The organism is Streptomyces hokutonensis, assembly GCF_042751305.1.
Lineage (GTDB): Bacteria > Actinomycetota > Actinomycetes > Streptomycetales > Streptomycetaceae > Streptomyces > Streptomyces hokutonensis_A.
Genome location: NZ_JBHYWD010000002.1, coordinates 338,734 through 361,911 on the forward strand (window position 1 = coordinate 338,734; position 23,178 = coordinate 361,911).

The 23,178-nt window shown below is 70.5% G+C and carries 24 protein-coding genes; 11 read left to right on the top strand and 13 right to left on the bottom strand.

Going from position 1 to position 23,178, the window contains the following annotated elements:
* Positions 1-25: 25 nt before the first annotated feature.
* Genes ACFXC1_RS07740 through ACFXC1_RS07770 form a run of 7 tightly spaced genes read left to right on the top strand, consistent with a single transcriptional unit; the run spans position 26 to position 6,244 of the window.
* On the top strand, positions 26-2,140 hold the full coding sequence (locus ACFXC1_RS07740; protein ID WP_381240223.1) for a branched-chain amino acid ABC transporter permease: 2,115 nt from the start codon (positions 26-28) through the stop codon (positions 2,138-2,140).
* Entirely contained in the window at positions 2,121-2,831 is a 711-nt protein-coding gene (locus ACFXC1_RS07745) for an ABC transporter ATP-binding protein (RefSeq protein WP_381240226.1), read from the top strand. The genes ACFXC1_RS07740 and ACFXC1_RS07745 overlap by 20 nt, the downstream gene beginning before the upstream one ends.
* The gene (locus ACFXC1_RS07750) at positions 2,828-3,535 is read left to right on the top strand and encodes an ABC transporter ATP-binding protein (protein ID WP_381240229.1); all 708 of its coding nucleotides are present in this window, start codon (positions 2,828-2,830) and stop codon (positions 3,533-3,535) included. The genes ACFXC1_RS07745 and ACFXC1_RS07750 overlap by 4 nt, the downstream gene beginning before the upstream one ends.
* Complete coding sequence (locus ACFXC1_RS07755; protein ID WP_019070011.1) at positions 3,532-3,915, top strand: hypothetical protein; 384 nt, start codon at positions 3,532-3,534, stop codon at positions 3,913-3,915. Before ACFXC1_RS07750 ends, ACFXC1_RS07755 begins: the two co-directional genes overlap by 4 nt.
* Positions 3,881-4,198, top strand: a complete 318-nt coding sequence (locus ACFXC1_RS07760; protein WP_381240232.1) for a hypothetical protein — start codon at positions 3,881-3,883, stop codon at positions 4,196-4,198. Before ACFXC1_RS07755 ends, ACFXC1_RS07760 begins: the two co-directional genes overlap by 35 nt.
* Before the next feature lie 25 nt (positions 4,199-4,223).
* Positions 4,224-5,519, top strand: coding sequence for an amidohydrolase family protein (locus ACFXC1_RS07765; RefSeq protein ID WP_381240235.1), 1,296 nt, complete (start codon positions 4,224-4,226; stop codon positions 5,517-5,519).
* Positions 5,516-6,244, top strand: a complete 729-nt coding sequence (locus ACFXC1_RS07770; protein WP_381240238.1) for an enoyl-CoA hydratase-related protein — start codon at positions 5,516-5,518, stop codon at positions 6,242-6,244. The genes ACFXC1_RS07765 and ACFXC1_RS07770 overlap by 4 nt, the downstream gene beginning before the upstream one ends.
* 47 nt (positions 6,245-6,291) lie before the next feature.
* On the opposite strand, the gene ACFXC1_RS07775 is transcribed toward ACFXC1_RS07770, so the two are convergent.
* On the bottom strand, positions 6,292-7,260 hold the full coding sequence (locus tag ACFXC1_RS07775; protein WP_381240241.1) for an enoyl-CoA hydratase/isomerase family protein: 969 nt from the start codon (positions 7,258-7,260) through the stop codon (positions 6,292-6,294).
* A gap of 70 nt (positions 7,261-7,330) precedes the next feature.
* Here ACFXC1_RS07775 and ACFXC1_RS07780 point away from each other — a divergent pair, with 70 nt between their 5' ends.
* A complete protein-coding gene (locus ACFXC1_RS07780) occupies positions 7,331-8,368 on the top strand; it encodes a CoA transferase (RefSeq protein ID WP_381240244.1) in 1,038 nt (345 codons plus the stop codon).
* On the top strand, positions 8,362-9,612 hold the full coding sequence (locus ACFXC1_RS07785; RefSeq protein ID WP_381240246.1) for an amidohydrolase family protein: 1,251 nt from the start codon (positions 8,362-8,364) through the stop codon (positions 9,610-9,612). The genes ACFXC1_RS07780 and ACFXC1_RS07785 overlap by 7 nt, the downstream gene beginning before the upstream one ends.
* Before the next feature lie 3 nt (positions 9,613-9,615).
* Here ACFXC1_RS07785 and ACFXC1_RS07790 read toward each other — a convergent pair whose 3' ends face one another.
* The 12 genes from ACFXC1_RS07790 to ACFXC1_RS07845 all read right to left on the bottom strand — a co-directional run bounded on the left by ACFXC1_RS07790 (position 9,616) and on the right by ACFXC1_RS07845 (position 22,140).
* A complete protein-coding gene (locus ACFXC1_RS07790) occupies positions 9,616-10,341 on the bottom strand; it encodes an SDR family NAD(P)-dependent oxidoreductase (RefSeq protein WP_381241122.1) in 726 nt (241 codons plus the stop codon).
* Between the two features lie 46 nt (positions 10,342-10,387).
* On the bottom strand, positions 10,388-11,536 hold the full coding sequence (locus tag ACFXC1_RS07795; protein ID WP_381240248.1) for an acyl-CoA dehydrogenase family protein: 1,149 nt from the start codon (positions 11,534-11,536) through the stop codon (positions 10,388-10,390).
* A gap of 11 nt (positions 11,537-11,547) precedes the next feature.
* The gene (locus tag ACFXC1_RS07800; RefSeq protein ID WP_381240251.1) at positions 11,548-12,696 is read right to left on the bottom strand and encodes a thiolase family protein; all 1,149 of its coding nucleotides are present in this window, start codon (positions 12,694-12,696) and stop codon (positions 11,548-11,550) included.
* Positions 12,696-13,517, bottom strand: a complete 822-nt coding sequence (locus ACFXC1_RS07805; protein ID WP_381240253.1) for an enoyl-CoA hydratase/isomerase family protein — start codon at positions 13,515-13,517, stop codon at positions 12,696-12,698. Before ACFXC1_RS07805 ends, ACFXC1_RS07800 begins: the two co-directional genes overlap by 1 nt.
* On the bottom strand, positions 13,514-14,713 hold the full coding sequence (locus tag ACFXC1_RS07810) for a CaiB/BaiF CoA transferase family protein (protein WP_381240256.1): 1,200 nt from the start codon (positions 14,711-14,713) through the stop codon (positions 13,514-13,516). The genes ACFXC1_RS07805 and ACFXC1_RS07810 overlap by 4 nt, the downstream gene beginning before the upstream one ends.
* A 1-nt stretch (position 14,714) precedes the next feature.
* Positions 14,715-16,298, bottom strand: coding sequence for a FadD3 family acyl-CoA ligase (locus ACFXC1_RS07815; protein WP_381240258.1), 1,584 nt, complete (start codon positions 16,296-16,298; stop codon positions 14,715-14,717).
* A gap of 15 nt (positions 16,299-16,313) precedes the next feature.
* Positions 16,314-17,453 carry an acyl-CoA dehydrogenase family protein gene (locus ACFXC1_RS07820; RefSeq protein ID WP_381240260.1) on the bottom strand — a complete coding sequence of 380 codons (1,140 nt, stop codon included), beginning with the start codon at positions 17,451-17,453 and terminating at the stop codon, positions 16,314-16,316.
* On the bottom strand, positions 17,450-18,421 hold the full coding sequence (locus ACFXC1_RS07825; protein ID WP_381240262.1) for an acyl-CoA dehydrogenase family protein: 972 nt from the start codon (positions 18,419-18,421) through the stop codon (positions 17,450-17,452). Before ACFXC1_RS07825 ends, ACFXC1_RS07820 begins: the two co-directional genes overlap by 4 nt.
* Before the next feature lie 2 nt (positions 18,422-18,423).
* Positions 18,424-19,224: an enoyl-CoA hydratase/isomerase family protein gene (locus ACFXC1_RS07830; RefSeq protein ID WP_381240264.1), complete on the bottom strand. Its 801-nt coding sequence runs from the start codon at positions 19,222-19,224 to the stop codon at positions 18,424-18,426.
* 82 nt (positions 19,225-19,306) lie between these two features.
* Entirely contained in the window at positions 19,307-20,161 is an 855-nt protein-coding gene (locus ACFXC1_RS07835; RefSeq protein ID WP_381240266.1) for a FadR/GntR family transcriptional regulator, read from the bottom strand.
* A gap of 44 nt (positions 20,162-20,205) precedes the next feature.
* A complete protein-coding gene (locus ACFXC1_RS07840; RefSeq protein ID WP_381240268.1) occupies positions 20,206-20,973 on the bottom strand; it encodes an SDR family NAD(P)-dependent oxidoreductase in 768 nt (255 codons plus the stop codon).
* The gene (locus tag ACFXC1_RS07845; protein WP_381240270.1) at positions 20,974-22,140 is read right to left on the bottom strand and encodes an acyl-CoA dehydrogenase family protein; all 1,167 of its coding nucleotides are present in this window, start codon (positions 22,138-22,140) and stop codon (positions 20,974-20,976) included. It abuts the gene before it with no gap.
* Positions 22,141-22,266: 126 nt separating this feature from the next.
* On the opposite strand from ACFXC1_RS07845, the gene ACFXC1_RS07850 reads away from it, so the two are divergent.
* Positions 22,267-22,650 carry a DoxX family protein gene (locus ACFXC1_RS07850; protein WP_381240272.1) on the top strand — a complete coding sequence of 128 codons (384 nt, stop codon included), beginning with the start codon at positions 22,267-22,269 and terminating at the stop codon, positions 22,648-22,650.
* Entirely contained in the window at positions 22,647-23,114 is a 468-nt protein-coding gene (locus tag ACFXC1_RS07855) for a peroxiredoxin (RefSeq protein WP_381240275.1), read from the top strand. Before ACFXC1_RS07850 ends, ACFXC1_RS07855 begins: the two co-directional genes overlap by 4 nt.
* The last annotated feature ends 64 nt before the right edge of the window (positions 23,115-23,178 follow it).

Sequence of the window (23,178 nt, forward strand, 5' to 3'; positions counted from 1 at the left end):
CGATGGAGAGGGGAGATCCGACGCGATGGACCAGTTCCTCACCTTCGGGATCGTCGGCCTGAGCACGGCCGCGATCTATGCCGTCATCGGCAGTGGGCTCGTGCTCACCTACACCACCACCGGCGTGTTCAACTTCGCGCACGGCGCGGCGGGCATGCTGTCCGCGTTCATGTACTGGCAGCTGACCGTCGGCTGGGGCTGGCCCGTTCCGCTCGCCCTGGTCGTGGTGCTGCTCGTGCTCGCCCCGGGCTTCGGACTGCTCGTGGAGCGGTTCGTGCTGCGCCCCGTCCAGGCCCTCGGCGAAGCCGAACGGCTCGTCACGACGGTGGCGTTGCTCAGCGGGCTCATCGCGGCGGCGCGCTGGATCTGGGACCCGAACGTCGCGCGCCCGCTGCCGATGTTCTTCGCCGGCCGCAAACCCTTCCACGTAGGCCCTGCCGTCATCACCTGGCACCAGGCGATCACCATGGCGGTGGCCGTCGCCGTCGCGATCGGCCTGCGCATCCTGCTCTACCGCACCCGCGCCGGAGCCGAGATGCGCGCCGCCGTCGACGACCGGGCACTCGTCGGACTCACCGGCGCCGACCCGGTGCGGGCGGGCCGGGTCTCCTGGATCCTCGGCACCCAACTCGCCGCGATCGGCGGCATTTTGATCGCCCCGACCGTCACCCTGGATGCCGCCCAGCTCTCCCTGCTGATCGTCAGCGCCTACACCGCGGCCGTCTTCGGCCGACTGCGCAGCCTGCCGCTCACCTTCCTGGGCGCCGTCGTCGTCGGCTGCATGGAGAGCTATCTGACGGGCTACCTGCCGCAGAACGAATACCTCCCCGGACTACGGCTCGCCGCCCCCGCCCTCCTCCTCTTCCTCGCCCTGCTGGTCTTCCCGCACCGACGCCTGCGCGGCCGGGAACGACGGCTCGCCCGCGTACCGGTGCCGAGCGCGCGCGGCACACTCGTCTTCGCCGCGGTGGTCATCACCTTCGGCGCGGTACTGGCCTCCCTCCTCGGAGAAGCCGACCTGATCACCTACGGAGCGATCTTCTCTCTGGGGGTAGTGGCACTCTCGTACGTCCCGCTCGCCGGGTACGCCGGACAGGTCTCCCTGTGCCAGCTCAGCATGGCCGCCATCGGCGCGGTCGTCTGGGGACACCTCGGAGCCCACGGCCAACTGTGGGCACTCGGCGCCGCGATCCTCGTCTCGGCGGCGGCCGGAGCCCTGGTCGCACTCCCCGCGCTACGGCTCTCCGGTGTCTATCTCGCCCTGGGCACAGCCGCGTTCGCGGTGATCCTCGACCGCTGGATCTTCACCATCCCGGCCTTCCACCTCTTCGGCCTCCGGATCGCCCTGTTCGACCAGGGCTCGGTGGACATCTCCGGACCCCACCTCTTCGGTCTACGGCTGGACAGCGGGCGGGAGTTGATGGTGTTCGCCGCCGTCTGCCTCGCCCTCGCCTCGATCGGCGTGGCCGCCCTGCGCCGCAGCCGCTTCGGACGGCGACTGATCGCCCTGCGCGACAGCGAGGCCGCGTATGCCACCCTCGGCGGCAATCTGCTGGTCGCCAAAGTCGCGGTGTTCGCCCTGGCCTCGGGTATCGCCGGACTCGGCGGAGCGCTGTACGGAATGCAGCAACGCACCGTCACCGCCGACCAGTTCAGCCTCATCGCGGGACTGCCGATCTTCCTCGTCGCCGTGGTCGGCGGACTCGGCGCGGTCGGCAACGGCCTCTTCGCCGGCACCGCCTTCGTCGGCCCGACGAACGCCCTGATCGCCATCGCCCCGGGCACCGCGAACCTGGTCGCCCTGCTCCCGGGCCTGGCCGGCGTCGGACTCGGCCACAATCCCGACGGCATCGTCCCCCGTTTCCGCCGCCAGTGGGAGCCCCTCGCCCGCGACCGCATCGCCCTGCCCGCCCTGCTCTGCGTTCTCGCCCTGGCCTGGGCGCTGCGCTTCGGCGGCGTGATCAACGACTGGACGTACTACGGCGGTTCACTCCTTCTCGCCGTAGCGCTGCGCACCTGGGCGGACGCCCGGCAGTCCGCTCCGGCCGAGCCGGAGATCCCCGTCGAGTGGTGGGGCCTACGGCGTGCGTGGCGCCCCGAGGACGAGGAGGTGCTGGCCCGTGGCGTCGCTGCAGGTTAGTGGAGTGACCGTCACCTTCGGCGGGAACCGCGCGCTCGACGGGGTCGCGCTGACCGCCGAGGCGGGCCGGGTCACCGGACTCATCGGGCCCAACGGGGCTGGAAAAAGTACCCTGTTCGACGTCGCCTCCGGACTGCGCAGACCCGCCTCGGGGCAGGTCCGGCTGGACGGCCGGGACGTCACCCGGGCCCGGCCCTCCGCACGCGCCCGGCACGGACTGGCCCGCACCTTCCAACGCCTGGAACTGTTCGGGCGGTTGAGCGTGCGCGACAACCTCCTCGTGGCCGCCGAACTCGGTCCCGAACGGCGCCGGGCCGACCGGCTAGTCACCGAGATACTCCACCGCCTCGATCTCACCGACATCGCCGACACCTCACCCGACGCCCTCCCCACCGGAGTCGGCCGCCTGGTCGAGGTCGGAAGAGCGCTCGCGATCCGCCCGAAGGTGCTTCTCCTCGACGAACCCGCCGCCGGACAGGACGCGGAGGAGACCGAACGCTTCGCGGAACTCCTGCGCGCCCTCACGGAGGACGGCACCGCCGTGGTCCTCGTCGAGCACGACATGAGCCTCGTGATGGCGGTCTGCGACGAGGTGTACGTCCTCGACCTCGGCAAGATCATCGCCGTCGGGCCGCCCGAGGTGATCCGCAGCGACGAAACGGTACTCGCCGCCTATCTGGGGGACGCGTGAGCGCACTTCTCGAACTGCGCGGCATCCGCGCCGCCCATGAACGCATCACCGTCCTGCACGGCGTCGACCTCGACGTCGCCGCCGGACAGGTGGTCGCGCTCCTCGGCCCGAACGGCGCCGGAAAGACCACCACCCTGCGCGTCGCCGCCGGAGTCCACCCCGTCGAGTCGGGCCAACTCCTGCTCGGCGGACGGGACATGACCGGTGCCGACCCCCGCGACCTGGCCCGCGCCGGGGTCTGCCTCATCCCCGAAGGACGAGGCGTGTTCCCGAACCTGTCCGTCCGCGACAACCTCCTCATGATGACCTTCACCGGCCGCGGCCGCGAGGAGATCGAGGAGATCGCGTTCGCCCGCTTCCCCGTCCTCGCGCAACGCGCCGGACAGGCGGCGGGCACCCTCTCCGGCGGCGAACAGCAGATGCTCGCCCTCGCCCGTGGCCTCACCACCGACCCCGCCGTCCTGCTGCTCGACGAACTCTCCATGGGACTCGCCCCGTTGGTCGTCGGCCGCCTCTACGAACAGGTCGGCGAGATCGCCCGACAGGGCGTCGCCGTGCTGGTCGTCGAGCAGTTCGCCGCCGCGGTACTCGACATCTGCGACCACGCCGCCGTCCTCGTGCGCGGCCGGGTTGAACGGCAAGGCCACCCCGACGGCGGCCTGCGCGCCGAACTGTCCGCTCTCTACCTGGGGAGTTCCACATGACGTCCACCGAGACGCGAGCGGACCGCTTCGTCCGCGAACTCACCGTCCTGAAAATCCCGGACCCGGCCGCCGGAAGGGCCGCTCTCTGGCTGCGCGCGGGCGCCGCCCTGATGACGATCGGCGTCGTCCTCGGCGTGAGCGCCTACTTCATCTCGCACAACACCAGCGACCCGCTGGTGCAGAACGACGCTCTCACCCTCGGGCTCGCCGCGGTCGCCGGAAGCGTCGTCGGGTCCGCGCTCTTCCTGCGGTACTCGCTCACCGGCTTCCTGCGGTACTGGATGGCCCGTCAGTCCTACGACGTGGAACTCCTCGCCGACCGCCTGCTCGAAAGGGAACTCCGCCATGACCCCACCGGCACCGACGCCGCGCCCCGGTGACCAACTCGCCAGCACCGTCTGCGGCACCCGCGTGGTCGTCATCCGCGCACCCGCCGACGCACAGCCCCAACTGGCCTGCGGCGGCAGCCCGTTGGTACCCGCCGCCGAAGCACCCACGGCGAAGCCCGGACCGGTCGGCACCACCACTCTCATCGGCAAGCGGTACGTCGACGCCACCGGGACGCTCGAACTGCTCTGCACCGCCTCCGGCGCGGGCGAACTGACCTGTGACGGCGCCCCCATGACCCTGAAGGCGGCCAAGCCGCTGCCCGCCTCCGACTGACCGACCCACCCCCGAAGGAGCCGTCATGGACCGCGACGACCTCATCCTCATCAGCGTCGACGACCACATCATCGAACCGCCCGACATGTTCGTGAACCACCTGCCCGAGCGCTACAAGAAAGACGCGCCCCAACTGGTGCACCGGGACGACGGAACCGACGTCTGGCAGTTCCGCGGCGTCACCATCACCAACTCGGCGCTCAACGCCGTGGCCGGCCGGCCCAAGGAGGAGTACGGCGTCGAACCGCAGGGCCTCGACGAGATCCGCCCCGGCTGCTACGACGTGCACGAGCGGATCAAGGACATGAACGCGGGCGGCATCCTCGCCCAGATGAACTTCCCCTCCTTCCCCGGCTTCTCGGCCCGGCTCTTCGCCACCGAGGACGCCGACTTCTCCCTCGCGCTCGTCCGGGCCTACAACGACTGGCACATCGACGAGTGGTGCGCCGCCTACCCGGGCCGCTTCATCCCGATGGCGCTCCCTGCCATCTGGGACGCGGAACTGTGCGCGGCGGAAGTCCGCCGGGTCGCTGAGAAGGGCGTGCACTCGCTCACCTTCACCGAGAACCCCGCCGTCCTCGGCTACCCGAGCTTCCACGACCCCTACTGGAACCCGCTGTGGCGTGCGCTGTCCGACACGGACACCGTCATGTCGGTGCACATCGGCTCCTCCGGCAGGCTCGCCGTCCCGGCCGCCGACTCGCCGCCCGACGTGATGATCACGCTCCAGCCGATGAACATCGTCTCCGCCGCCGCCGACCTGCTCTGGTCGCAGCCGGTCAAGGAGTTCCCGAATCTGAAGATCGCCCTCTCGGAGGGCGGAACGGGCTGGATCCCGTACTTCCTGGAGCGTCTCGACCGCACCTTCGAGATGCACTCCACCTGGACCCTCCAGGACTTCGGCGGCAAGCTGCCCTCCGAGGTCTTCCGCGAGCACTTCCTGACCTGCTTCATCACCGACAAGCTGGGTGTACGGCTCCGCCACGACATCGGCATCGACAACATCTGCTGGGAGGGCGACTACCCGCACAGCGACTCCCTGTGGCCGGACGCCCCCGAGCAGCTGCACGACGTGCTCACGGAGTGCGACGTCCCCGACGGCGACGCCCGGAAGATCACCTTCGAGAACGCGATGCGCTGGTACTCCTTCGACCCCTTCGCGCACATCCCGTGCGAACAGGCCACCGTGGGCGCCCTGCGCAAGGCGGCCGAGGGCCACGACGTCACCACCCGCTCCCGCAGTCACCAACTCATCGAGCCCGCCGAGAAGTTGGAGGCGTTCCGCTCCAAGGCCCGGGCGGCCGTGGCGGCGGCCCGGTGAGCGACCTGGTCCTGACGGAACGGGTCGGCGCCGTCCTCGTGGCGACTCTGAACCGTCCCGAGGTCCGAAACGCCATGAGTCCGGAGCTGATTGACGATCTGTCAACTGTGCTGCGGGAGGCGGACACCGACCCGGCGGTCCGGGCGATCGTCCTCACCGGCGCCGGAACGGTCTTCTGCTCCGGCATGGACCTCAAGGCGTTCGCGAAGGGCGGCGGCAGGTTCGACGGGCTGGTGTGGTTCTTCCGCGGGGGAATCGCCACCCCGGTGATCGCCGCCCTCAACGGCTCGGCACTCGCCGGCGGCTTCGAACTCGCCCTGGCCTGCGACCTGGTGGTCGCCGCCGAGGACGCCAAGTTGGGCATCGCCGAGGTCAAACGGGGCCTCTTCGCGGCCGGCGGCGGTACGACCCTCGCCGACCGGGTGCCGCTGGCCGTCGCCCTGGAGATGGGACTGACCGGCGACCTCGTCACGGCGGCGGACGCCAAACAGTTCGGCCTGGTCAACCGAGCCGTACCGGCCGAGAAGGTGCGGGAGACAGCGCTGACCCTGGCCGGGCGCATCGCCGAGAACGGCCCTCTCGGTGTGGCGATGACCAAGAAGCTGATGCGGGAACGCCGTTGGGCCGAACCGGCAGAGGTCGAGGCGGTGTTCAGGAGCGCCGACGCGGCGGAGGGGGCACGGGCCTTCGCCGAACGCCGCAGCCCGGTGTGGAGCGGGAAGTGACCGAACTCCGGTGTCTTCGGCGACTGTTGGAGACACCGGAGTGATGCTCAGGAGCGGACCGCCTCCTGAGCATCGGCGGTCACGTCGTCGGTATCGCCGATCTCGTCGACCAGCCCCCAGCGCAGTGCTTCTCCGGCGCTCAACTCCGCCCCGGACAGGGCGAGATACGCGGCCCGCTCCCGGCCGACCCGGACCGGGATGCTCGCCGTGCCGCCCGCACCCGGAATCAGCCCCATCCCGATCTCCGGCAACCGGATCACCGTGTCCGGCGCGGCGACCACCCGCCCCGCGAAGGCGGCGAGTTCGATCCCCGCGCCGACACAGGCGCCGTGCAGGTGCGCGGTCACACGCGGAGCGCACCGGTACAGCAGTGCGGCCGGGCTGCGATGGACCCGCACCAGATGGGCCCGCGCCGGATCACTGGACGTACCGAACTCGGCGAGGTCGCCCCCGCTGCAGAACGCGGGACCGTTGCCGTACAGGTCGACGCGGGTGATCGACGGGTCGGCCACGGCCACCTGGAGCGCCTCGCACAGCGCGTCCCGCGTCGCCGCGTCGAAGGCGTTCCGCACCCAGGGGCGGTCCAGCGTGATCGCCAGCCGGGATCCGTCGCGACCGAGTCGTACGGGAGTCTCGGCCGGGCGGTGCGCACGGCGGGGAGCGGCGGCAAGCCAGGACCGGAAGTCCGTTCCGCCCTGGAGCGTCGAGTAGGCCAGGGACTCGAGAACCAGCCTGTCCGGGACCGAGAGCCCGCTACCCATCCGCAGTACCTGCACCAGCGCGACGGCCGCGGCGGGCCGGCTCTTCACGATGTGCCCCAGCTCCCGAGCCGTGGCCTGCGGATCCGCACACCACACCCACGGGTTGGGCGGATCAAGGGCAGCGGTGAGCAGTACGTCGTACCCGTCGATCGAGTCCTTGGGCGCTGTGGCCACACCGATCACGACGCGGTCGCGGGCGTCTGGTTCCCAGGCAGGGGTGCGGTCGAGATCGACGATCACGAGAGGCGACTCCACGGTGATCTCCCTCCAGGCGTGGACCGGAGTGTAATTTGAGATCACCTGTGGAGAGAATGGGGTTCGGCTCATGGAGAATCGCGCTCTCCGCGCCTGGATGGACACTGTCGAGCCGTACCTGAACCCCCTCTCTGATGTCGCCCGCTCCTTCACCGACCTGACGCATGTGCCGGTGGACCTGCCGAACGCACTGTTCCTCCGGGCCCAACTGGCCGGTCTGGAACGCCCGGGCAGGACCTCGGCCAACGGCTCCTGCCACCTCCTCCGAGCCTCCGACGGCTGGACCGCCCTGAACCTGGCCCGCCCCGACGACCTCGCCGCCGTACCCGCACTGCTGGCCCTTCTCGGCTCCCCGTCCGCCGAGACCGGGGAACTGCCTACGGCCGTACAACGGGTCACGGCTGCCGAAGTGGCCGAGGCCGCGCAGTTGCTGGGCATCGCCGCCGCAGTACACGGATCGGTCACCCGGAACGCACGGCCTGCGGTGCGCGCCGAGCGGTGGGGCGAGCGCCGGGTGCGTGCGATGGCCGATCTGCGGGTCGTCGACTTCTCCGCGCTCTGGGCGGGGCCGCTGTGCGCCCGGCTGCTGGGGCTGGCGGGCGCGCGGGTCGTCAAGGTGGAGAGCGCGACGCGACCGGACGGCGCGCGCCTCGGGACACCGGCCTTCTACCGCTGGCTGCACGACGGGCACGACAACCTGGTCGCGGATTTCGCCCCCGGCGCGCTGGACGAACTCGTCGCCGAGGCCGACATCGTGATCGAGGCCTCGCGACCACGCGCATTGCGCCGACTCGGCCTCAGCGCCGAGGAGTTCCTCGCCGCCCGCCCCGGCCGGGTCTGGGTCGGCATCACCGGCTACGGACGAGAGAACGACCGTATCGCTTTCGGAGACGACGCTGCCGTCGCCGGCGGTCTGACGGGCCTGGACACGAACGGCGACCCAGTGTTCCTGGGTGACGCGCTCGCGGACCCCGTCACCGGTGTCTTCGCCGCCCACGCCGCAGCCCGCACTCTCGCCGAGGGAGGCGGAGAACTCCTCTGCGTCTCCATGGCGGCCTGCGCCGCGACCCTCGCCGACGCGCCTGTACGGGTCCGCCCGCCGTGCTGATCAGAAACGTGGAGGTGGCGGGCCACGAGGCGGCGGTGGACGTACGGATCACGGGCGGGCGGATCGCCGAGATCGGGCCCGGGCAGCCGGGGCGGGCTGAAGTGGACGGCCGGGGCGGTGCGTTGCTGCCGGGGCTGCACGACCATCACGTCCACCTCGCGGCGCTGGCCGCCGAAGCCGCCTCCGTGCGCGTCGGACCGACAGACGTACGAGACCGTACGGCGTTCGCGGCGGCCTTGGCGAGTGGGCCGCCGGGGGAGTGGGTGCGGGCCGTCGGCTACCACGAGGGCGTGGCAGGAGAGTTGGACCGGTGGACGCTGGACGCGCTCGTCCCCGATCGGCCGGTGCGGGTGCAGCATCGCACCGGCGCGCTGTGGGTGTGGAACAGTGCCGCGCTCCGGGCGGCCGGGCTGGACGGCGACGGACGGTTCTGGCGCGAGGACGAGCGGCTGCGCGGCTTCGTGCCGCCCGTACGGCTGGATCTGGAGGGTGTGGGGCGGCGGGCGGCGGCACTCGGCGTCACGGGGTTCACCAACGCCGACCCGCACCCGGCCGGCGGACTCACCCAGATGCTGTCGGTCCTTCCGCAACGGCTCCTGGTGATGGGCGTCGACGAGCCCGTGAAGCTGATGCTCGACGATCCGACGCTCCCGACTCCCGCCCAACTCGCGCAGACCATGGGGGAGATCAGGCCCAGACCGGTCGCCGTGCACTGTGTGACCCGGGTGCAGTTGCTGGTGACACTGCTCGCCCTGGACGAGGTGGGTCCGGCGGCCGGCGACCGGATCGAGCACGGGTCGGTCATCCCTGCCGAGACGATCCCGTGGCTGCGGCGGCTCGGGGTGACGGTGGTGACCCAGCCCCACTTCCCCGTCGAACGGGGCGCCGCGTACGCCACCGACGTGGACCCCGACGACCGCCCCCACCTCTACCGCTGCCGCACCCTGGCCGAGGCCGGCATCCCCCTCGCCGCCGGCACCGACGCGCCCTACGGCACTTCGGACCCCTGGGCGGTCATGCGGGCGGCGACCGAACGGGACGACAGGGAGCGGCTCCAACCGGAGGCGGCGCTACGGCTGTTCACCGGTGAGCCTCAACACCCCGCCCGGACAAGGCGGTTGGCGGTGGGCGCGGTCGCCGACCTGTGCCTGCTGCACGTACCGCTACGCGCTGCCCTCGACGCGTTGTCCGGGGAACTGGTCCGCGCCGCATACGTGTCGGGCCGCCGTATCTCGCCCGTATGACCGCTACACGCTGTACCCGCCGTCAACTCCCAACGCCTGCCCGGTGATGAACCCGGCCCGGTCCGAGGCGAGGAACGCGACCGCCTCCGCGATGTCCGTGGCATCGCCGAAACGGCGCAGCGGGATGTTGCGCCGGGTGACGGCGAGGGCGTCCTCGTCGAGTTCGCCGGTGCTGATCAGACGGCCGGCGATGCCGTCGTTGAGCATGCCGGGCGCCACACAGTTCACCCGGACGCCGTAGCGGCCCTCCTCGGCGGCCAGCGCGCGGGCCACGGCCTCGACCGCGCCCTTCGCGCCCGACGACAGCCCGTCCCGTACCGGGAAGCGGCGGGTGGCGACGGTCGTCACGGCGACTATGTTGCCCCGGCTTTCGCGCAGCAGCGGCAGTGCGGGATGGACGAGGTTGAAGAACGCCACGGCGTCCCCTTCGAGTTGGGCGCGGTACTCGCCCGGCGACACCCTGCTCAGGTGCCTCATGGGTACGTGTGGTCCTGCCGCGTACACGAGCGTATGGATGCCTCCGTCGGCTTCCGTGACGGCCTCGGCCGTGGCGGACTCGTCGCTCAAGTCCAGCCGCAGTGACCGCACTTGACGGCCCAGCTTCCTCACCTCGTCGGCGAGTGCGTCCGCCGCCTCCTGGTTGGCCCGGTAGGTGAGGACGATGTCGCTGCCCCGCTCGGCGAGGAGGCGTACGACCGCCGCGCCGATACCGCCCGAGCCGCCCGCCACGAACGCGACCCCTGGTCTGCTGGAGAAGTCCGGCACCGTAACCGCCTCACAATCCGAGGGACTTGGCGATGATGACCTTCATGACCTCGCTGGTTCCGGCGTAGATGCGGGTGATGCGCGCGTCCGCGTAGAGCCGGGCGATGGGGTATTCCAGCATGTAGCCGTAGCCGCCGAACAGTTGCAGACAGCGGTCGACCGCGCGGGCCTGCATCTCCGTGCAGAAGAGTTTCACCTTGGCGGCGTCGGGGCCGCTCAGTTCACCGGCGACGAGTTCGAGGACCGCCCGGTCCAGCATGGCCTGCGCGGCCTCGATCTCGGCCGCCACCGCGGCGAGTTCGAACTTGGTGTTCTGGAAGGAGGCGACCGGTTTCCCGAACGCCTTGCGTTCCTTGACGTAGGCGATCGTCGTTTCCAGGGCCGCCCGCGCCTGCGCGACCGAACCCACCGCCACCGTCATCCGCTCCTGCGGCAGGTTGTGGCCGAGATAGCCGAACGCGGCACCCTCCTCGCCGAGCCGGTTGGCGACCGGGACCCGTACGTCGTCGAAGGCCAGCTCCACCGTGTCCTGCACCTTGATGCCCAGCTTGTGCAGCACCCGTCCGCGAGTGAAACCGGGCATACCGTCCTCGACGACCAGCAGGGTGAGCCCGGCGCGGCGGTTGTCCGGGTCGGTCGACGTACGGGCCACGACGATCACCAGGTCGGCGAGGAGCCCGCCGGTGATGAAGGTCTTCGCGCCGTTGAGAATGTACGAGTCCCCGTCGCGCACGGCGGTCGTACGGATGCCGGCGAGATCGGAGCCCGTGCCCGGCTCGGTCATCGCGACGGCCGTCAGCAGCTTCCCGGAGGCCAGGCCGGGGAACCAGCGCTCGCGCTGATCCCGGTCGGCGTAGGTGAGGAAGTACGGCAGGACGACGTCGAGTTGGGTGCGGACGGTGCCCAACGTCACCAGGGCGCGGGCCGCTTCCTCCTGGAGGACGACGTTGTAGCGGTAGTCGTCGAGGCCCGCTCCGCCGTACTCCTCGGGGACCGCCGTGCCCAACAGCCCGAGCGAGCCCAGCTGTTCGAAGAGGGTGCGGGGGAGTCGGCCGGTCTCCTCCCACTCGGTGTAGTGCGGGACGACCTCCTTGGCGATGAAGTCCCGGGCGAGTCGGCGGAATGCCTCGTGGTCGTCGGTGAAGACGTCTCGGCGCACAACATCCCCTGTCAGGAAGCGAGTTCGACGACGGTGGCGTTGGCGGTGCCGCCGCCCTCGCACATGGTCTGAAGGCCGTAGCGGATGCCGCGGTCCCGCATGTGGTGGAGCATGCGGGTCATCAGGACGGCGCCCGACGCGCCGAGCGGATGCCCGAGCGCGATGGCACCCCCGAGCGGATTGAGGAGGGCCGGGTCCGCTCCGGTCTCGGCAAGCCAGGCGAGCGGGATCGGCGCGAAGGCCTCGTTGACCTCGAAGACGCCCACCTCGGAGAGTGCCACTCCGGCCTTGCGCAGGACCTTCTCGGTCGCCGGGATCGGCCCGGTCAGCATCAGGACCGGATCGGAACCGGTGACCACGCCCGCCCGGTAGCGCGCGATCGGCTTCAGCCCCAGCTCGCGGGCCTTCTCCGGAGTCGTCACCAGCAGGGCCGCCGCACCGTCGGAGATCTGCGAGGAGTTGCCCGCATGGATCACGCCGTCCTCCTGGAAGGACGGTTTCAGCTTCGCGAGAGTGGCGTTGCTGGTCCCTCGCCGTATGCCTTCGTCCACGGTCACCGTGCCGCCCGTGCCGTCGGTCACCGGCACGATCTGCGCGTCGAGCGCCCCGCCGTCCTGTGCGGCCGCCGCCCGCTCGTGGGACAGCTCGGCGAACTCGTCGAGGACATCCCGGCCCAGTCCCCACTTGCGCGCGATCAGCTCGGCCGAGACACCCTGGTTGAAGGAGAAGTCCTCGTAACGGGCGAGGACTTGGGGACCGTACGGCGTCCCGCCGGCCCGCGAGGCGCCGAGCGGTACCCGGCTCATCACCTCGACGCCGCCCGCCACCACGACGTCCTGCTGCCCGGACATGACCGCCTGGGCGGCGAAGTCCAGGGCCTGCTGGCTCGATCCGCAGGCCCGGTTCACCGTGGTCCCCGGGATGGTCTCGGGCCAGCCCGCGGCCAGCACGGCGTAGCGGCCGATGTTGCTCGACTGGTCGCCCAGCTGGCCCACGCAGCCCCACACCACGTCGTCCACGACCTCGGGATCCAGGCCCGTCCGGTCGACGAGGGCCTGGAGGACGGCGGCGGAGAGGTCGGCCGCGTGCACGCCGGCCAGACCGCCGTTTCGTTTGCCGACGGCGGTGCGGACCGCCTCCACCACCACTGCCTCACGCATCACGTCTCCTCCGTCACTCTCGGCACGGCTGTTCCCGGCACCGCCCAGCGCCCCGTGTAGCGAGGCGGGCGCTTCTCCACGAAGGCGGCATACGCCTCCGGGACGTCCGCCGTGGCGAAGTTCATGGCCTGCGACCGCGCCTCACCGGCAAGGGCCTCGCGCAGCGAGCGATCGGCGTTCTCGTTGAGGAGCGCCTTGTTCTGCGCGAGCGCGACCGGGGCACCGGCGACCAGCCGGGCGGCCAGGTCGTCCACGAAGGCGTCGATCTTGTCGGCGTCCACGACCCAGGTCACCAGGTTCAGCGCGCGGGCCTCCTCGGCGTCGATCGTCTCCGCGAGCAGCGCCAGCCGTTTCGCCTGCTGCAACCCCACCAGCTTCGGCAGCAGCCATGAGCCGCCGCAGTCCAGGGACAGCGCCCGGCGGGCGAAGATCTGCGAGAACGTGGTCTCAGGGGTGGCCACGACGAAGTCGCAGCCCAGGGCCAGGTTCCAGCCCGCGCCGACCGCCACCCCGTTCACCTTGGCGATGGTGGGGATCGGCAGCTCGTGCAGGAGGAGCGTGACCTCGCTCAGGGTTCGCATCCGGTACAAGGGGTGTTCGCTGCTGACGCCCTTGCGGATGTCGGCCCCCGAGCAGAACGCGCCACCGGCACCGGTCAGGACCAGCGCACGGACCGTACGATCCCTGCCCGCTGCTGAGAGTGCCGTTCTCAGGGCGTCCCACAGCTCGGCGTCGATCGCGTTCTTGCGCTCCGGCCGGTTCAGCGTCAGCGTCCGGACACCGTCGGCGTCGCTCGTCAGAAGCACCGGCGGCCCGCTCATCGCACCGCTCCAGCTGCCCGGAGAACGGCGATCTCCTCGCCCGTGAGGCCGAGTTCGGCGAGTACGGCGTCGGTGTGCTGGCCGAGCGCGGGAATCGCGCCCATCGGCGGGTCGTACCCGGCGATGACCGGGGGCGGCAGCAGCGCCGGCACCGGGCCCGACGGCGTGTCGATCTCCCGCCAGCGGTTGCGCGCCTGCAGATGCGGGTGCGCGATCACGTCACTGGTCGTGTTGTAGCGGGAGTTGCCGATGCCGGCCGCGTCCGCGCGCTCCTGTACGTGGGCGAGGTCGTGCCGTGCGCACCAGGCGCTGATCTCCGGCTCCAGCAGGGCGCGGTGTTCCACCCGTCCGGCGTTGCTGTGGAAGCGGGGGTCGTCCGCGAGGTCGGGCCGGTCGAGCAACTCCCTTGCCAGGCGCTGCCATTCACGGTCGTTCGTCGTCCCGAGGATCACGGTGTGGCCGTCGGCGGTGCGATGGGCGCCGTACGGCGCCACGGCGGGCGAACTCAGACCGAGCGGCTGCTGCTCGATCCCGGAGTGGCGGGTGTAGGTGAGCGGATAGCCCATCAGCTCCGTCATCGTGTCGAACAGGCTCACCGCCACGGACGAGCCCGCAGGACCCACCCCGCGCTCCCTGCCGCACAGCAGTGCGACGACCGACAGCGCGGCGTACAGGCCGGTGGACACGTCGGCCATCGGAGGGCCGGGTTTGGCCGGTGCTCCCGGGTGCCCGGTCACCGAGCAGGCGCCCGACTCGGCCTGTACGAGCAGGTCGTAGGCGCGTTTGTGGGAGAGGGGGCCGCCGGGGCCGTAGCCGTCGATCTCGACGGCGATCAGTTCGGGGTGACGAGTCGTCAAGTCGTCGGGGGAGATGCCCAGTTTGGCCGTGGTGCCGGGTGTGAGGTTGGAGACGAGGACGTCGGCGCGCTCCAGCAGGCGGTGCAACACGCCCATGCCGGCCTGTGTCTTGAGGTCCAGGGCAACCGACTCCTTGCCCCGGTTGACCCACACGAAGTGCGCCCCGAGTCCCTTGACGACGTCGTCGTAGTGGCGGGCGAAGTCCCCGCCCTGGGGGTTCTCGACCTTGATCACGCGGGCGCCGAAGTCGCCGAGCGTGCGGGTGCACATGGGAGCGGAGATAGCCTGCTCCAACGCGACCACGGTGATTCCGGCCAGCGGCCCTGTCGTTGTCGTCATCTCAGCCCGCGGTCGTGAAAGTGGCACGGAGTTCGTCCTTGAGGACCTTGTGGCTTGCGTTGCGCGGGAGTTGGTCGACGAAGCGGACATGCCGGGGGACCTTGAAGTTCGCCATGTTCTCGCGGGCCCAGGCGATGACCGCGGTCTCGGTCGTCGGGTGCTCCGGGTCCGCGACGACGAAGGCGCAGCCGACCTCGCCGAGGCGTTCGTCGGGAACGCCGATCACGGCGGCCTGCTGGACGCTCTCGCAGCCGAGAAGCAGTTTCTCTATCTCCGCCGGGTACGCGTTGAAGCCGCCGACGATGTACATCTCCTTCTTGCGGTCGACGATGGCGAGGTTGCCGTCGTCGTCGAGCCGTCCGATGTCCCCGGTGTGCAGCCAGCCCTCGGTGTCGATCGTCGAGGCGGTGGCGTCGGGGTCGTCCCAGTAGCCGCGGGTGACGTTGTAGCCGCGCACGAGGATCTCGCCGTCGAGTCCGATCGGCACCTCCAGACCGTCGTCGGCGACGATCCGGACCTGGACTCCCGGAATGGCGCTTCCCGTGGTGCGCGCGACCGTTTCCTCCGAGTCCCCGACCCGGGTGGTGGTCACCAGCGCCGTGGACTCGGTGAGGCCGTAGGCGCTCATCACGATGTCGAACGACAACTCCGCTTTCATGGCGCGGATCAGCGATTCCGGGATCGTCGTACCGCCTGTCATGGAGACCCGGAGCGAGGTCAGGTCGTGCGCGGCGCGGGCGGGATGGTTGACCAGGTCGTGGAAGATCGTCGGCGGGCCGAGGAGGATGCTCACCCTTTCCCGGGCGATGAGATCCAGTGCCCGCCCGGCGTCGAAGACGGCCATGGGAATGACGGTCACCCCGTGAATGAAGGAGGCCAGCCACCCCGCCTTGTATCCGAAGCAGTGGAAGAAGGGCGGGATCACCAGGAAGGTGTCGGAGGCCCGGAAGGTGTACTCCTCGGCCATCCACCCATAGGCGCGCAGGGACTGGCCGTGTGTGAGCATCACGCCCTTGGGGTGGCCTGTCGTGCCGGACGTGAACATCACGTCGGACACGTCGTCCCGCGTCAGCCGGTCGATCGACTCATGGGCGGCGGACGCGGAAACGCCTTCTCCCGCACCGAGAAAGTCGTTCCAGGACCGATCGGCCGTTCCCTGCGGACCGAGAACGGACACCGTCTTCTGCAGCGCCGGGAGTCCCGGATCGGCCTTCCGCAGTTCGCCGACGTAGTCGTTGCCGAGGAAGGGCGAGGCGAACACGGCGGCCGCTTCCGACTTCCGCAGGATGTACGAGATCTCCTGCGCCTTGAACCGCGTGTTGAGCGGCACCAGTACGCCCCCGGCGCCGTGGATGCCCAGCGCGGCGAAGATCCACTCCGCGGAGTTGGGGGCGCACAACCCCACCCGGTCCCCGGGCTTGATGCCGAGCGCGACGGTGGCGCGGACCGCGTCGACCATCTCGTCCCTCAGCTCCCGGAACGTCCACCGGCGATCCCCGTCGATGAGTGCCGTGGCGTTCCCGAAGCGTTCGGCGGCCAGTCTGATGACGTGGGGGATGCTCAGGAATTCGTCGTCGTAGCGCATCAGTTGGCTCCAGGGCTAGCCGTTCGAGGGGAGATGCAGGATCCGCTTGGCGATGATGTTCCGCTGGATCTGGGAGGTGCCGCCGTAGACGGAGGCCGCACGGGAGTAGAGGTAGTCGCCGAACAACTCGCTGCTCTCCTGGGCCAGTTCGGCCGGGAACACCTCAAGTGCCGTGTCGTAGAGCCGCTGTTCGGTCCTCGTCATCAGCAACTTGTCGACCGAGGACTCCGGGCCGGCGACCTGCCCGGCCAGCCGCTCGGCGGTACGGCGGCGGGCGTGCGCCACCAGCACCTCGTAGTCCACGACACACCGGCCGATCCGCGACAGCAGCCCGTCGGGCAGACTTCCCCGCCGTTCGGCGGCGTGCCGCCGCAGCCGCTCGACGAGGAGCCCGTACTTCGAGATGTGCCCGGTGTCGAGAGCGTTGCGCTCGTACGACACCGTCGTCATCGCCAGCGCCCAGCCGACGCCCTCGGCGCCGACGCGCTCGGACTCCTCGACACGGACGTCGTCGAGGAACAGCTCGCAGAACTCGTCGTCGCCGTTGGCCGCCCGCAGCGGACGGACCGTCACACCGGGGCGGTCCAGGGGCAGGACGAACGCCGAGATCGACTTGTGGGCCGGCGCCGAGCGGTCGGTGCGGGCCAGCAGCAGGCACAGGCCGGAGTACTGGGCGTAGCTGGTCCACAGCTTCTGCCCGCGCACGATGTAGTGGCCGTCGTGCCGTTCGGCGAAGGTGCTCATGCCCGCCAGGTCCGAGCCCGCTCCCGGCTCGCTGAAGCCCTGGCACCACACCTCGTCACCCGCCAACATCCTTGGCAGGAACCGCAGCCGCTGCTCCTCCGAGCCGAACTCCAGCAGGGCGTGCGCGAGATAGCCGATCCGGGGGACGCCCGGGGCCCGGCAGGCGCCGAGTTCGTCACTGATCGCGACCTGGTGCAACGCGGTCAGGCCCCGGCCGCCGTAGCGCTCCGGGACGTCGAGGCCGACCCAGCCGCCTGAGTGCAGCAGCCGGTGCCAGCGGTGCAGAAAGACCGGGACCGGTTCGCCCGACTCCCGTTCGGGAAGCGGATGTTGGGCCAGCCAGGCACGGAAATCGTGGCGCAGCCGGTCCAGGTCGGCCGGGTCGCCGAAGTCCAGCGGGGTGCCGGTCACCGTGTCACCTCCGGGGCGGCCAGCGCGGGGAGCAGGTCGTCCGTCGTGGCGAGCAGCGTGGCGCCAAGGCGCACCTTGCGCAGATACAGGTGCGCGATGTGCTCCCAGGTATGCGCGATACCGCCGAAGACCTGCATCCCGGCGTACACCGCCTCCAGCGCCGAGGAGTCGACCTCCGCCTTGGCGACGCGCGCGGCCGTCAGAGCCCGCTGCGGCGGTTCGTTGTCCAGGCACCAGGCCGCGTAGCGCGTGACGCTGGCGCCCGCCTCCACCAGGACCGTCGCGTCGGCGAGGAGATGCTGTACGGCCTGGAAGGAGCCGATCGCCTGCCCGTACTGGCGCCGGACACGGGCGTATTCGACCGCCTGCTCCACGAACGAGCCCGCCGCGCCGACGAGTTCGGCGGTCACGACGACAAGTGCGTAGGCCTCCCAACGGAGTCGGTCCGGTGCCGTGAGACGGCCGACGGTCTCCACGGGAGACTCGGCGGGGACCTCGCGGATCGCGCGCAGCAGGTCTGTGCTCGGCGCCGTCGGGCCCAACTCGACCCGGGTGACCGTGCCGTCGGTGGTGACGCAGAGCGCGCTGTCGGCTCCTTCGCAGTCCCAGGCGACGAGATCGGCCAACCCCGCCCCGGGGAAGCGGAGTTCGCGGGTGAGCGCGACGGTGGGGGTTCCCCGCGAGGTGTCGTCGCCGAGCAGCCGGAGCAGCTCCGGAGCGAGCAGGACCGTACCGAGCAGGGACGTGGTGAGCGGATGGCGGCCGTGTTCCTCCGCGAGCAGTGCGCACTCCTGCGCGGTCGCCGCCGGCGGAGATGAGCGCCGTAGATCTCTCAAACCCACGTCGTCCAGGGCCTGTTGGGCTGCCGCTCGGGTCGCCGGCTTCACCTCGTCCGCAGAGGTCACGCCGTACCGGGGTGCGAGCGAACGCACCGTCTCGCGGACGAGGACGAACTCCTCGCGCTCCACGCTCAGCGCTCCTCAGGGGGGTTCGCGCGCCGCTCGGCGCGGGCCGCGAGGTCGGTGATGATGCGGATGTGGTCGGGGTTGGTCATGGTGGCCCGCTCGGCCATCAGGGCCGCCTCCATGCCGCCGCGCGAGACCTGCTCGACGACGGCGGCGAGGGCCATTTTCGTGGCGCGGAGGGCTTCTGCGGGCTGGGCGGCGAGCCGATGGGCCAGGGCGAGGGCCTCGCTCATCAGGTCGTCGGGCGGGACCGTGCGGTTGGCGAGGCCGAACTCGACCGCCTTGGTCGCGGGGATGCGGTCTCCGGTGAAGAGGTACTCCTTCACCCGCAGCAGGCTGGTGAGCAGCGGCCACAGGGTCACTCCGCCGTCGCCCGCCACCAGGCCGACCGAGACATGCGGGTCCGCGAAGTAGGCGTCCTCGGCGATCAGTACGAGATCGCAGGCCAGGGCGAGGCTGCAACCCAGGCCCACGGCAGGGCCGTTGACGGCGGCGATCACCGGCAGCGGGAAGCGGATCATCTCGGTCTGGATGGTGCGGTCGATACGGATGGACCGCTCCCGCAGCTCCGGGTCGGTGTGGTGCCGCAGGAGATGGTCGAAGTCGCCGCCGGCGCTGAACGCCCGTCCCGCGCCCGTGAGGACGACGGCCCGGGCCTTGGTGTCGTCCGCGAGTTCGCGCCACACCTCCGACAGCCGTCGGTGCAGCTCCTCGGACACGCCGTTCAGCCGGTCGGGGCGGTTCAGGGTGACGATGCGGACGTCTCCGTCGGCGGCCACGGTCAGCACGGAACTCACCTTGCTCATACCGCGATGGTATTAAAGGTCAGACCGAAACTGTCAATGGTGTTGCATGAAGAAGAGAATCACATTCTCATACCTGGCAGAGTCAGTTCTCCGGTTCGGTCAGCTCCACGCCGTCCCGGCGGTCCACCTCGGCGGCGGCCCGCGCGAAGCCGCACACATGGCGGGTCATCCGGCGCATCGCGGCCTCGCTGTCGCCGTCCCGGATCGCCTCGGTGATCCGGGCGTGCGCACGGGCGGTGAGCTTGCGGATGTCCGCGTCCATGAACTGCTCGATGTCGGTGGCCGCGTGGATCGACTGCGAGAGGGCGCTCATGAACCCGATGAGAAGCTCGTTCTCGCCGGCCCTCGCCACGGCGTTGTGCCAGTGGATGTTGGCGCGCAGGAACCGCTGGATGTCGTCCCCCGCGGCGACCAGCTCCGCGTGCGCGTCGTCCAGCTCCGCGAGGTCCGCGTCCGTCCGGCGCCTGGCCGCCAGCGCGGCACACGCCGGCTCGATCGCCTCCCGGGTCTCGTGCAGGTCCTCAAGGCGGATCCGCTGACCCCGGATCACCAACCGCACGGTGTTGGCGAGGGATTCACGCCCCGGCCGGTGCACGAAGGCTCCGCCCCCGCGCCCCGGCCTGATCTCCAGCAGCCGTTCGACCTCCAGGACGCGCAGCGCCTCGCGCACCGTGGCCCGGCTCAGCCCCGTCTGCTCGACCAGTTGCCGCTCCGGCGGCAGCGCCATGCCCTCCGTGAACTCCCCGGAGAGGATCCGCTCGCGCACCTCCGCCGCCAGCACGTCCGACGCCTTGGGCACGGTGAGCGTGTCGAAGCGCGGCCGGGGCTCACCGGCCGCTGCGCGCCCCCGGACGGTGCGGGAAGGATGCTCGGCGCTCTGCACAGGTTCGGGCCTCTCGTCGCAGGCCGCGCTCTCCGGCCTCTTTGGCTGAACCATTCAACACAGCACGCGCGCCAACTGTCACATCACGGGACCGACCGTCACATCACCATGCCGCCGTCCACCGGCAGCACCTGACCGGTGATGAAGGACGCCGCGTCCGAGGCGAGGAACACGAAGCTGCCCGCGATCTCCGCAGGCTCCGCCCACCTGCCCAGCGGTATCCGGGCCAGCATCTGGGTCGCGAACTTCTCGTTGGTGCGGATGGTCTCCGTCATGGGCGTGGCCGCCAGCGGGGCGAGCGCGTTGACCAGCACCCGCCGCCGCGCCAGTTCGCGGGCCAGGGACTTGGTCAGCCCGATGATCCCGGCCTTCGCGGCGGAGTAGTTGACCTGCCCGAGCGTGCCGACCAGGCCGGCCGACGAGGTGACGTTGATGATCCGCCCCTTCCCGTCGTCCGGCAGGAACGGCAGCGCGGCCTGCGCGCAGTGGAAGGTCCCCATCACATGGATGTCGAGAACCCGCCGGAACGCCTCCTCCTCCAGCTTGTCGAACATGGCCGGGGCGATGACCCCGGCGTTGTTGACCAGGATGTGCAGCGTCCCGTCGGCGAGCGCCGCCGCGCGCTCCACGGCCGTATCGGCGGCGGCCCGGACCCGTACGTCGAGGGCGGCACTGTCCGCCGTCAGCCCCGCCGCGCTGATCTTCCCCGCGACGGCCGCGGCGGCCGACTCGTCGACGTCGGTCACCAGCACCGCGGCACCCGCGCGTGCCAGTGCCTCGGCGACCGCGGAACCGATGCCGCCCCCGGCGCCGGTGACCAGCGCCGACCGGCCCGTGAGGTCGAACAGCCCTGTGCTGTCGCTCATTCAGTAGCTCCTCGGGAGTCCCAGCGTGTGCGATCCCAGGTAGTTCAGGATCATTTCCTGACTGATCGGCGCGATCCGCATGAGGCGGGCCTCGCGGAAGTAGCGGGCCACGGCGTACTCCTCGGAGTAGCCCATGCCCCCGTGGGTCTGCAGGGCCCGGTCGGCGGCCGTGAACCCGGCGTCCGCGCACAGGTACTTGGCGGTGTTCGCCTCCCGCCCGCAGGGCTTCCCGTTGTCGTACAGCCAGGTCGCCTTGCGCAGTACGAGTTCGGCGGCGTCGAGGCGGGCCAGGGAGTCCGCGAGGGGGAACTGGATGGCCTGGTTCATGCCGATGGGCCGGCCGAAGACGATGCGCTCCTTGCCGTACTGGACGGCCTTGTCGAGTGACGCCCGCCCGATGCCGAGAGCCTCGGCCGCGATCAGCATGCGTTCCGGGTTGAGGCCGTCGAGAAGGTAGCGGAAGCCCTGGCCCTCCTCGCCGACGCGGTCCTCGACCGGGATGCGCAGGTCGTCGATGAAGAGTTCGTTCGAGGTGACGGCGTTGCGGCCCATCTTCGGGATGGGGCGGATGTCGATGCGGTCGCGGTCGATGTCCGTCAGGAACAGGGTCATCCCGTCGGTCTTCTTGGTGACCTCGTCGGCCTTGCTGGTGCGGGTCAGGAGGAGGATCTTCTCGGACTCCATGGCCTTGGTGATCCACACCTTGCGGCCGTTGACCACGTAGTGATCGCCGTCCCGTCGCGCGTACGTCGTGATGCTCGCGGTGTCGAGACCCGCGCCGGGTTCGGTGACGCCGAAACAGACGTGCAGGTCGCCGTTGGCGATACGCGGGAGTGTCCGGCGCTTGAGCTCCTCGGAGCCGTGCACCACGACGGGATGCATGCCGAAGATGGACAGATGGATGGCGCTGGCCGCGTTCATGCCGCCGCCCGAGCGTGCCACCTCTTCCAGGAGCAGGCCGGCCTCGGTGATGCCGAGGCCGTGGCCGCCGTACTCCTCCGGGATCGTGATCCCGAGCCAGCCGCCGCCCGCGACGGTCTCGTAGAACTCCGTCGGGAACTCGTGCGCCTGGTCCTTCGCCATCCAGTACTGGTCGTCGAAGTCGCGCAGCAGTCCGGCGACGGAGTTGCGGATCGTTTCCTGGTCCTCGGTCAGTTCGAAGTCCATGCACGGACCCTTCTCCGGTTCCGGCTGCGAAACATATCAAAGGTCAGACCGATAGAGTAAGGGCCCGTCAGTGAGTGGTGTCTACCGTCCAGTAATATCGCGCGGCAGGCCATCAGAGGAGGAACCGTGCCACGGTCCGAACGCTCATCGCTGCTGCTCGCCGGACTGCTGGCGACCGCGGGGGTCGCCCACTTCGCCTCGCCGAAGCAGTTCGACGCGACGATCCCGCGCGCTCTGCCGGGGGCGCCCCGGACCTGGACGTACGCGAGCGGTGCCGTCGAACTGGCGCTGGCCGCCGGGATCGCCGTGCCGCGCACCCGGCGTCCGGCCGCACTGGCCGCGGCGGCGTTCTTCGTCGGCGTGTTCCCCGCCAATGTGCAGATGGCGGTGGACTGGCGGGACCGCCCGGCGCCGCAGAAGGCGGCGGCCCTCGGAAGGCTGCCCCTGCAGATACCCCTCGTGCTGTGGGCCCGTAGTGTCGCTAAGAACAATGGGGAGGGACAATCATGAGTGATCGCCCGAACGTCGGCGACAAGGTCGAGGACTTCACGCTGCCGGACGAGACCGGCACGGAGCGCAGCCTCACGGAACTGCTCGCCGAGGGGCCCGTGGTGCTCTTCTTCTACCCGGCCGCCCTGTCCGCCGGCTGCACCGCCGAGGCCTGCCACTTCCGGGATCTGGCGGCCGAGTTCGCGGCCGTCGGCGCCCGGCCCGTCGGCATCAGCGGCGACACGGTCGACAAGCAGAAGGAGTTCGCCGGGAAGAACACCCTCGGCATGCCCCTCCTCTCGGACGTCGACGGGACGATCCGGGAGCGGTTCGGCGTGAAGCGCGGGTTCTCACTGGCACCCACCAAGCGGGCCACCTTCGTCATCGGTGAGGACCGCACGATCCTCGAGGTCGTCACCAGCGAACTCCGTATGAACACCCACGCCGACCGCGCCCTCGCCGCACTGCGCGCCCACCGGAAGTGACACAGGGGCCGCAAATGCCGTATCGCGGTTGATGCCGCGCGGTACAGGGACCATCCTGGACGAT

Bases quoted from the DNA above. Each gene is read 5' to 3' on its own strand.
- ACFXC1_RS07740 (WP_381240223.1), top strand. From the start codon at position 26: ATGGACCAGTTCCTCACCTTCGGGATCGTCGGCCTGAGCACGGCCGCG.
- ACFXC1_RS07755 (WP_019070011.1), top strand. From the start codon at position 3,532: ATGACGTCCACCGAGACGCGAGCGGACCGCTTCGTCCGCGAACTCACC.
- ACFXC1_RS07760 (WP_381240232.1), top strand. From the start codon at position 3,881: ATGACCCCACCGGCACCGACGCCGCGCCCCGGTGACCAACTCGCCAGC.
- ACFXC1_RS07765 (WP_381240235.1), top strand. From the start codon at position 4,224: ATGGACCGCGACGACCTCATCCTCATCAGCGTCGACGACCACATCATC.
- ACFXC1_RS07780 (WP_381240244.1), top strand. From the start codon at position 7,331: ATGGAGAATCGCGCTCTCCGCGCCTGGATGGACACTGTCGAGCCGTAC.
- ACFXC1_RS07800 (WP_381240251.1), bottom strand. From the start codon at position 12,696: ATGCGTGAGGCAGTGGTGGTGGAGGCGGTCCGCACCGCCGTCGGCAAA.
- ACFXC1_RS07805 (WP_381240253.1), bottom strand. From the start codon at position 13,517: ATGAGCGGGCCGCCGGTGCTTCTGACGAGCGACGCCGACGGTGTCCGG.
- ACFXC1_RS07810 (WP_381240256.1), bottom strand. From the start codon at position 14,713: ATGACGACAACGACAGGGCCGCTGGCCGGAATCACCGTGGTCGCGTTG.
- ACFXC1_RS07815 (WP_381240258.1), bottom strand. From the start codon at position 16,298: ATGCGCTACGACGACGAATTCCTGAGCATCCCCCACGTCATCAGACTG.
- ACFXC1_RS07830 (WP_381240264.1), bottom strand. From the start codon at position 19,224: ATGAGCAAGGTGAGTTCCGTGCTGACCGTGGCCGCCGACGGAGACGTC.
- ACFXC1_RS07835 (WP_381240266.1), bottom strand. From the start codon at position 20,161: ATGGTTCAGCCAAAGAGGCCGGAGAGCGCGGCCTGCGACGAGAGGCCC.
- ACFXC1_RS07840 (WP_381240268.1), bottom strand. From the start codon at position 20,973: ATGAGCGACAGCACAGGGCTGTTCGACCTCACGGGCCGGTCGGCGCTG.
- ACFXC1_RS07845 (WP_381240270.1), bottom strand. From the start codon at position 22,140: ATGGACTTCGAACTGACCGAGGACCAGGAAACGATCCGCAACTCCGTC.
- ACFXC1_RS07855 (WP_381240275.1), top strand. From the start codon at position 22,647: ATGAGTGATCGCCCGAACGTCGGCGACAAGGTCGAGGACTTCACGCTG.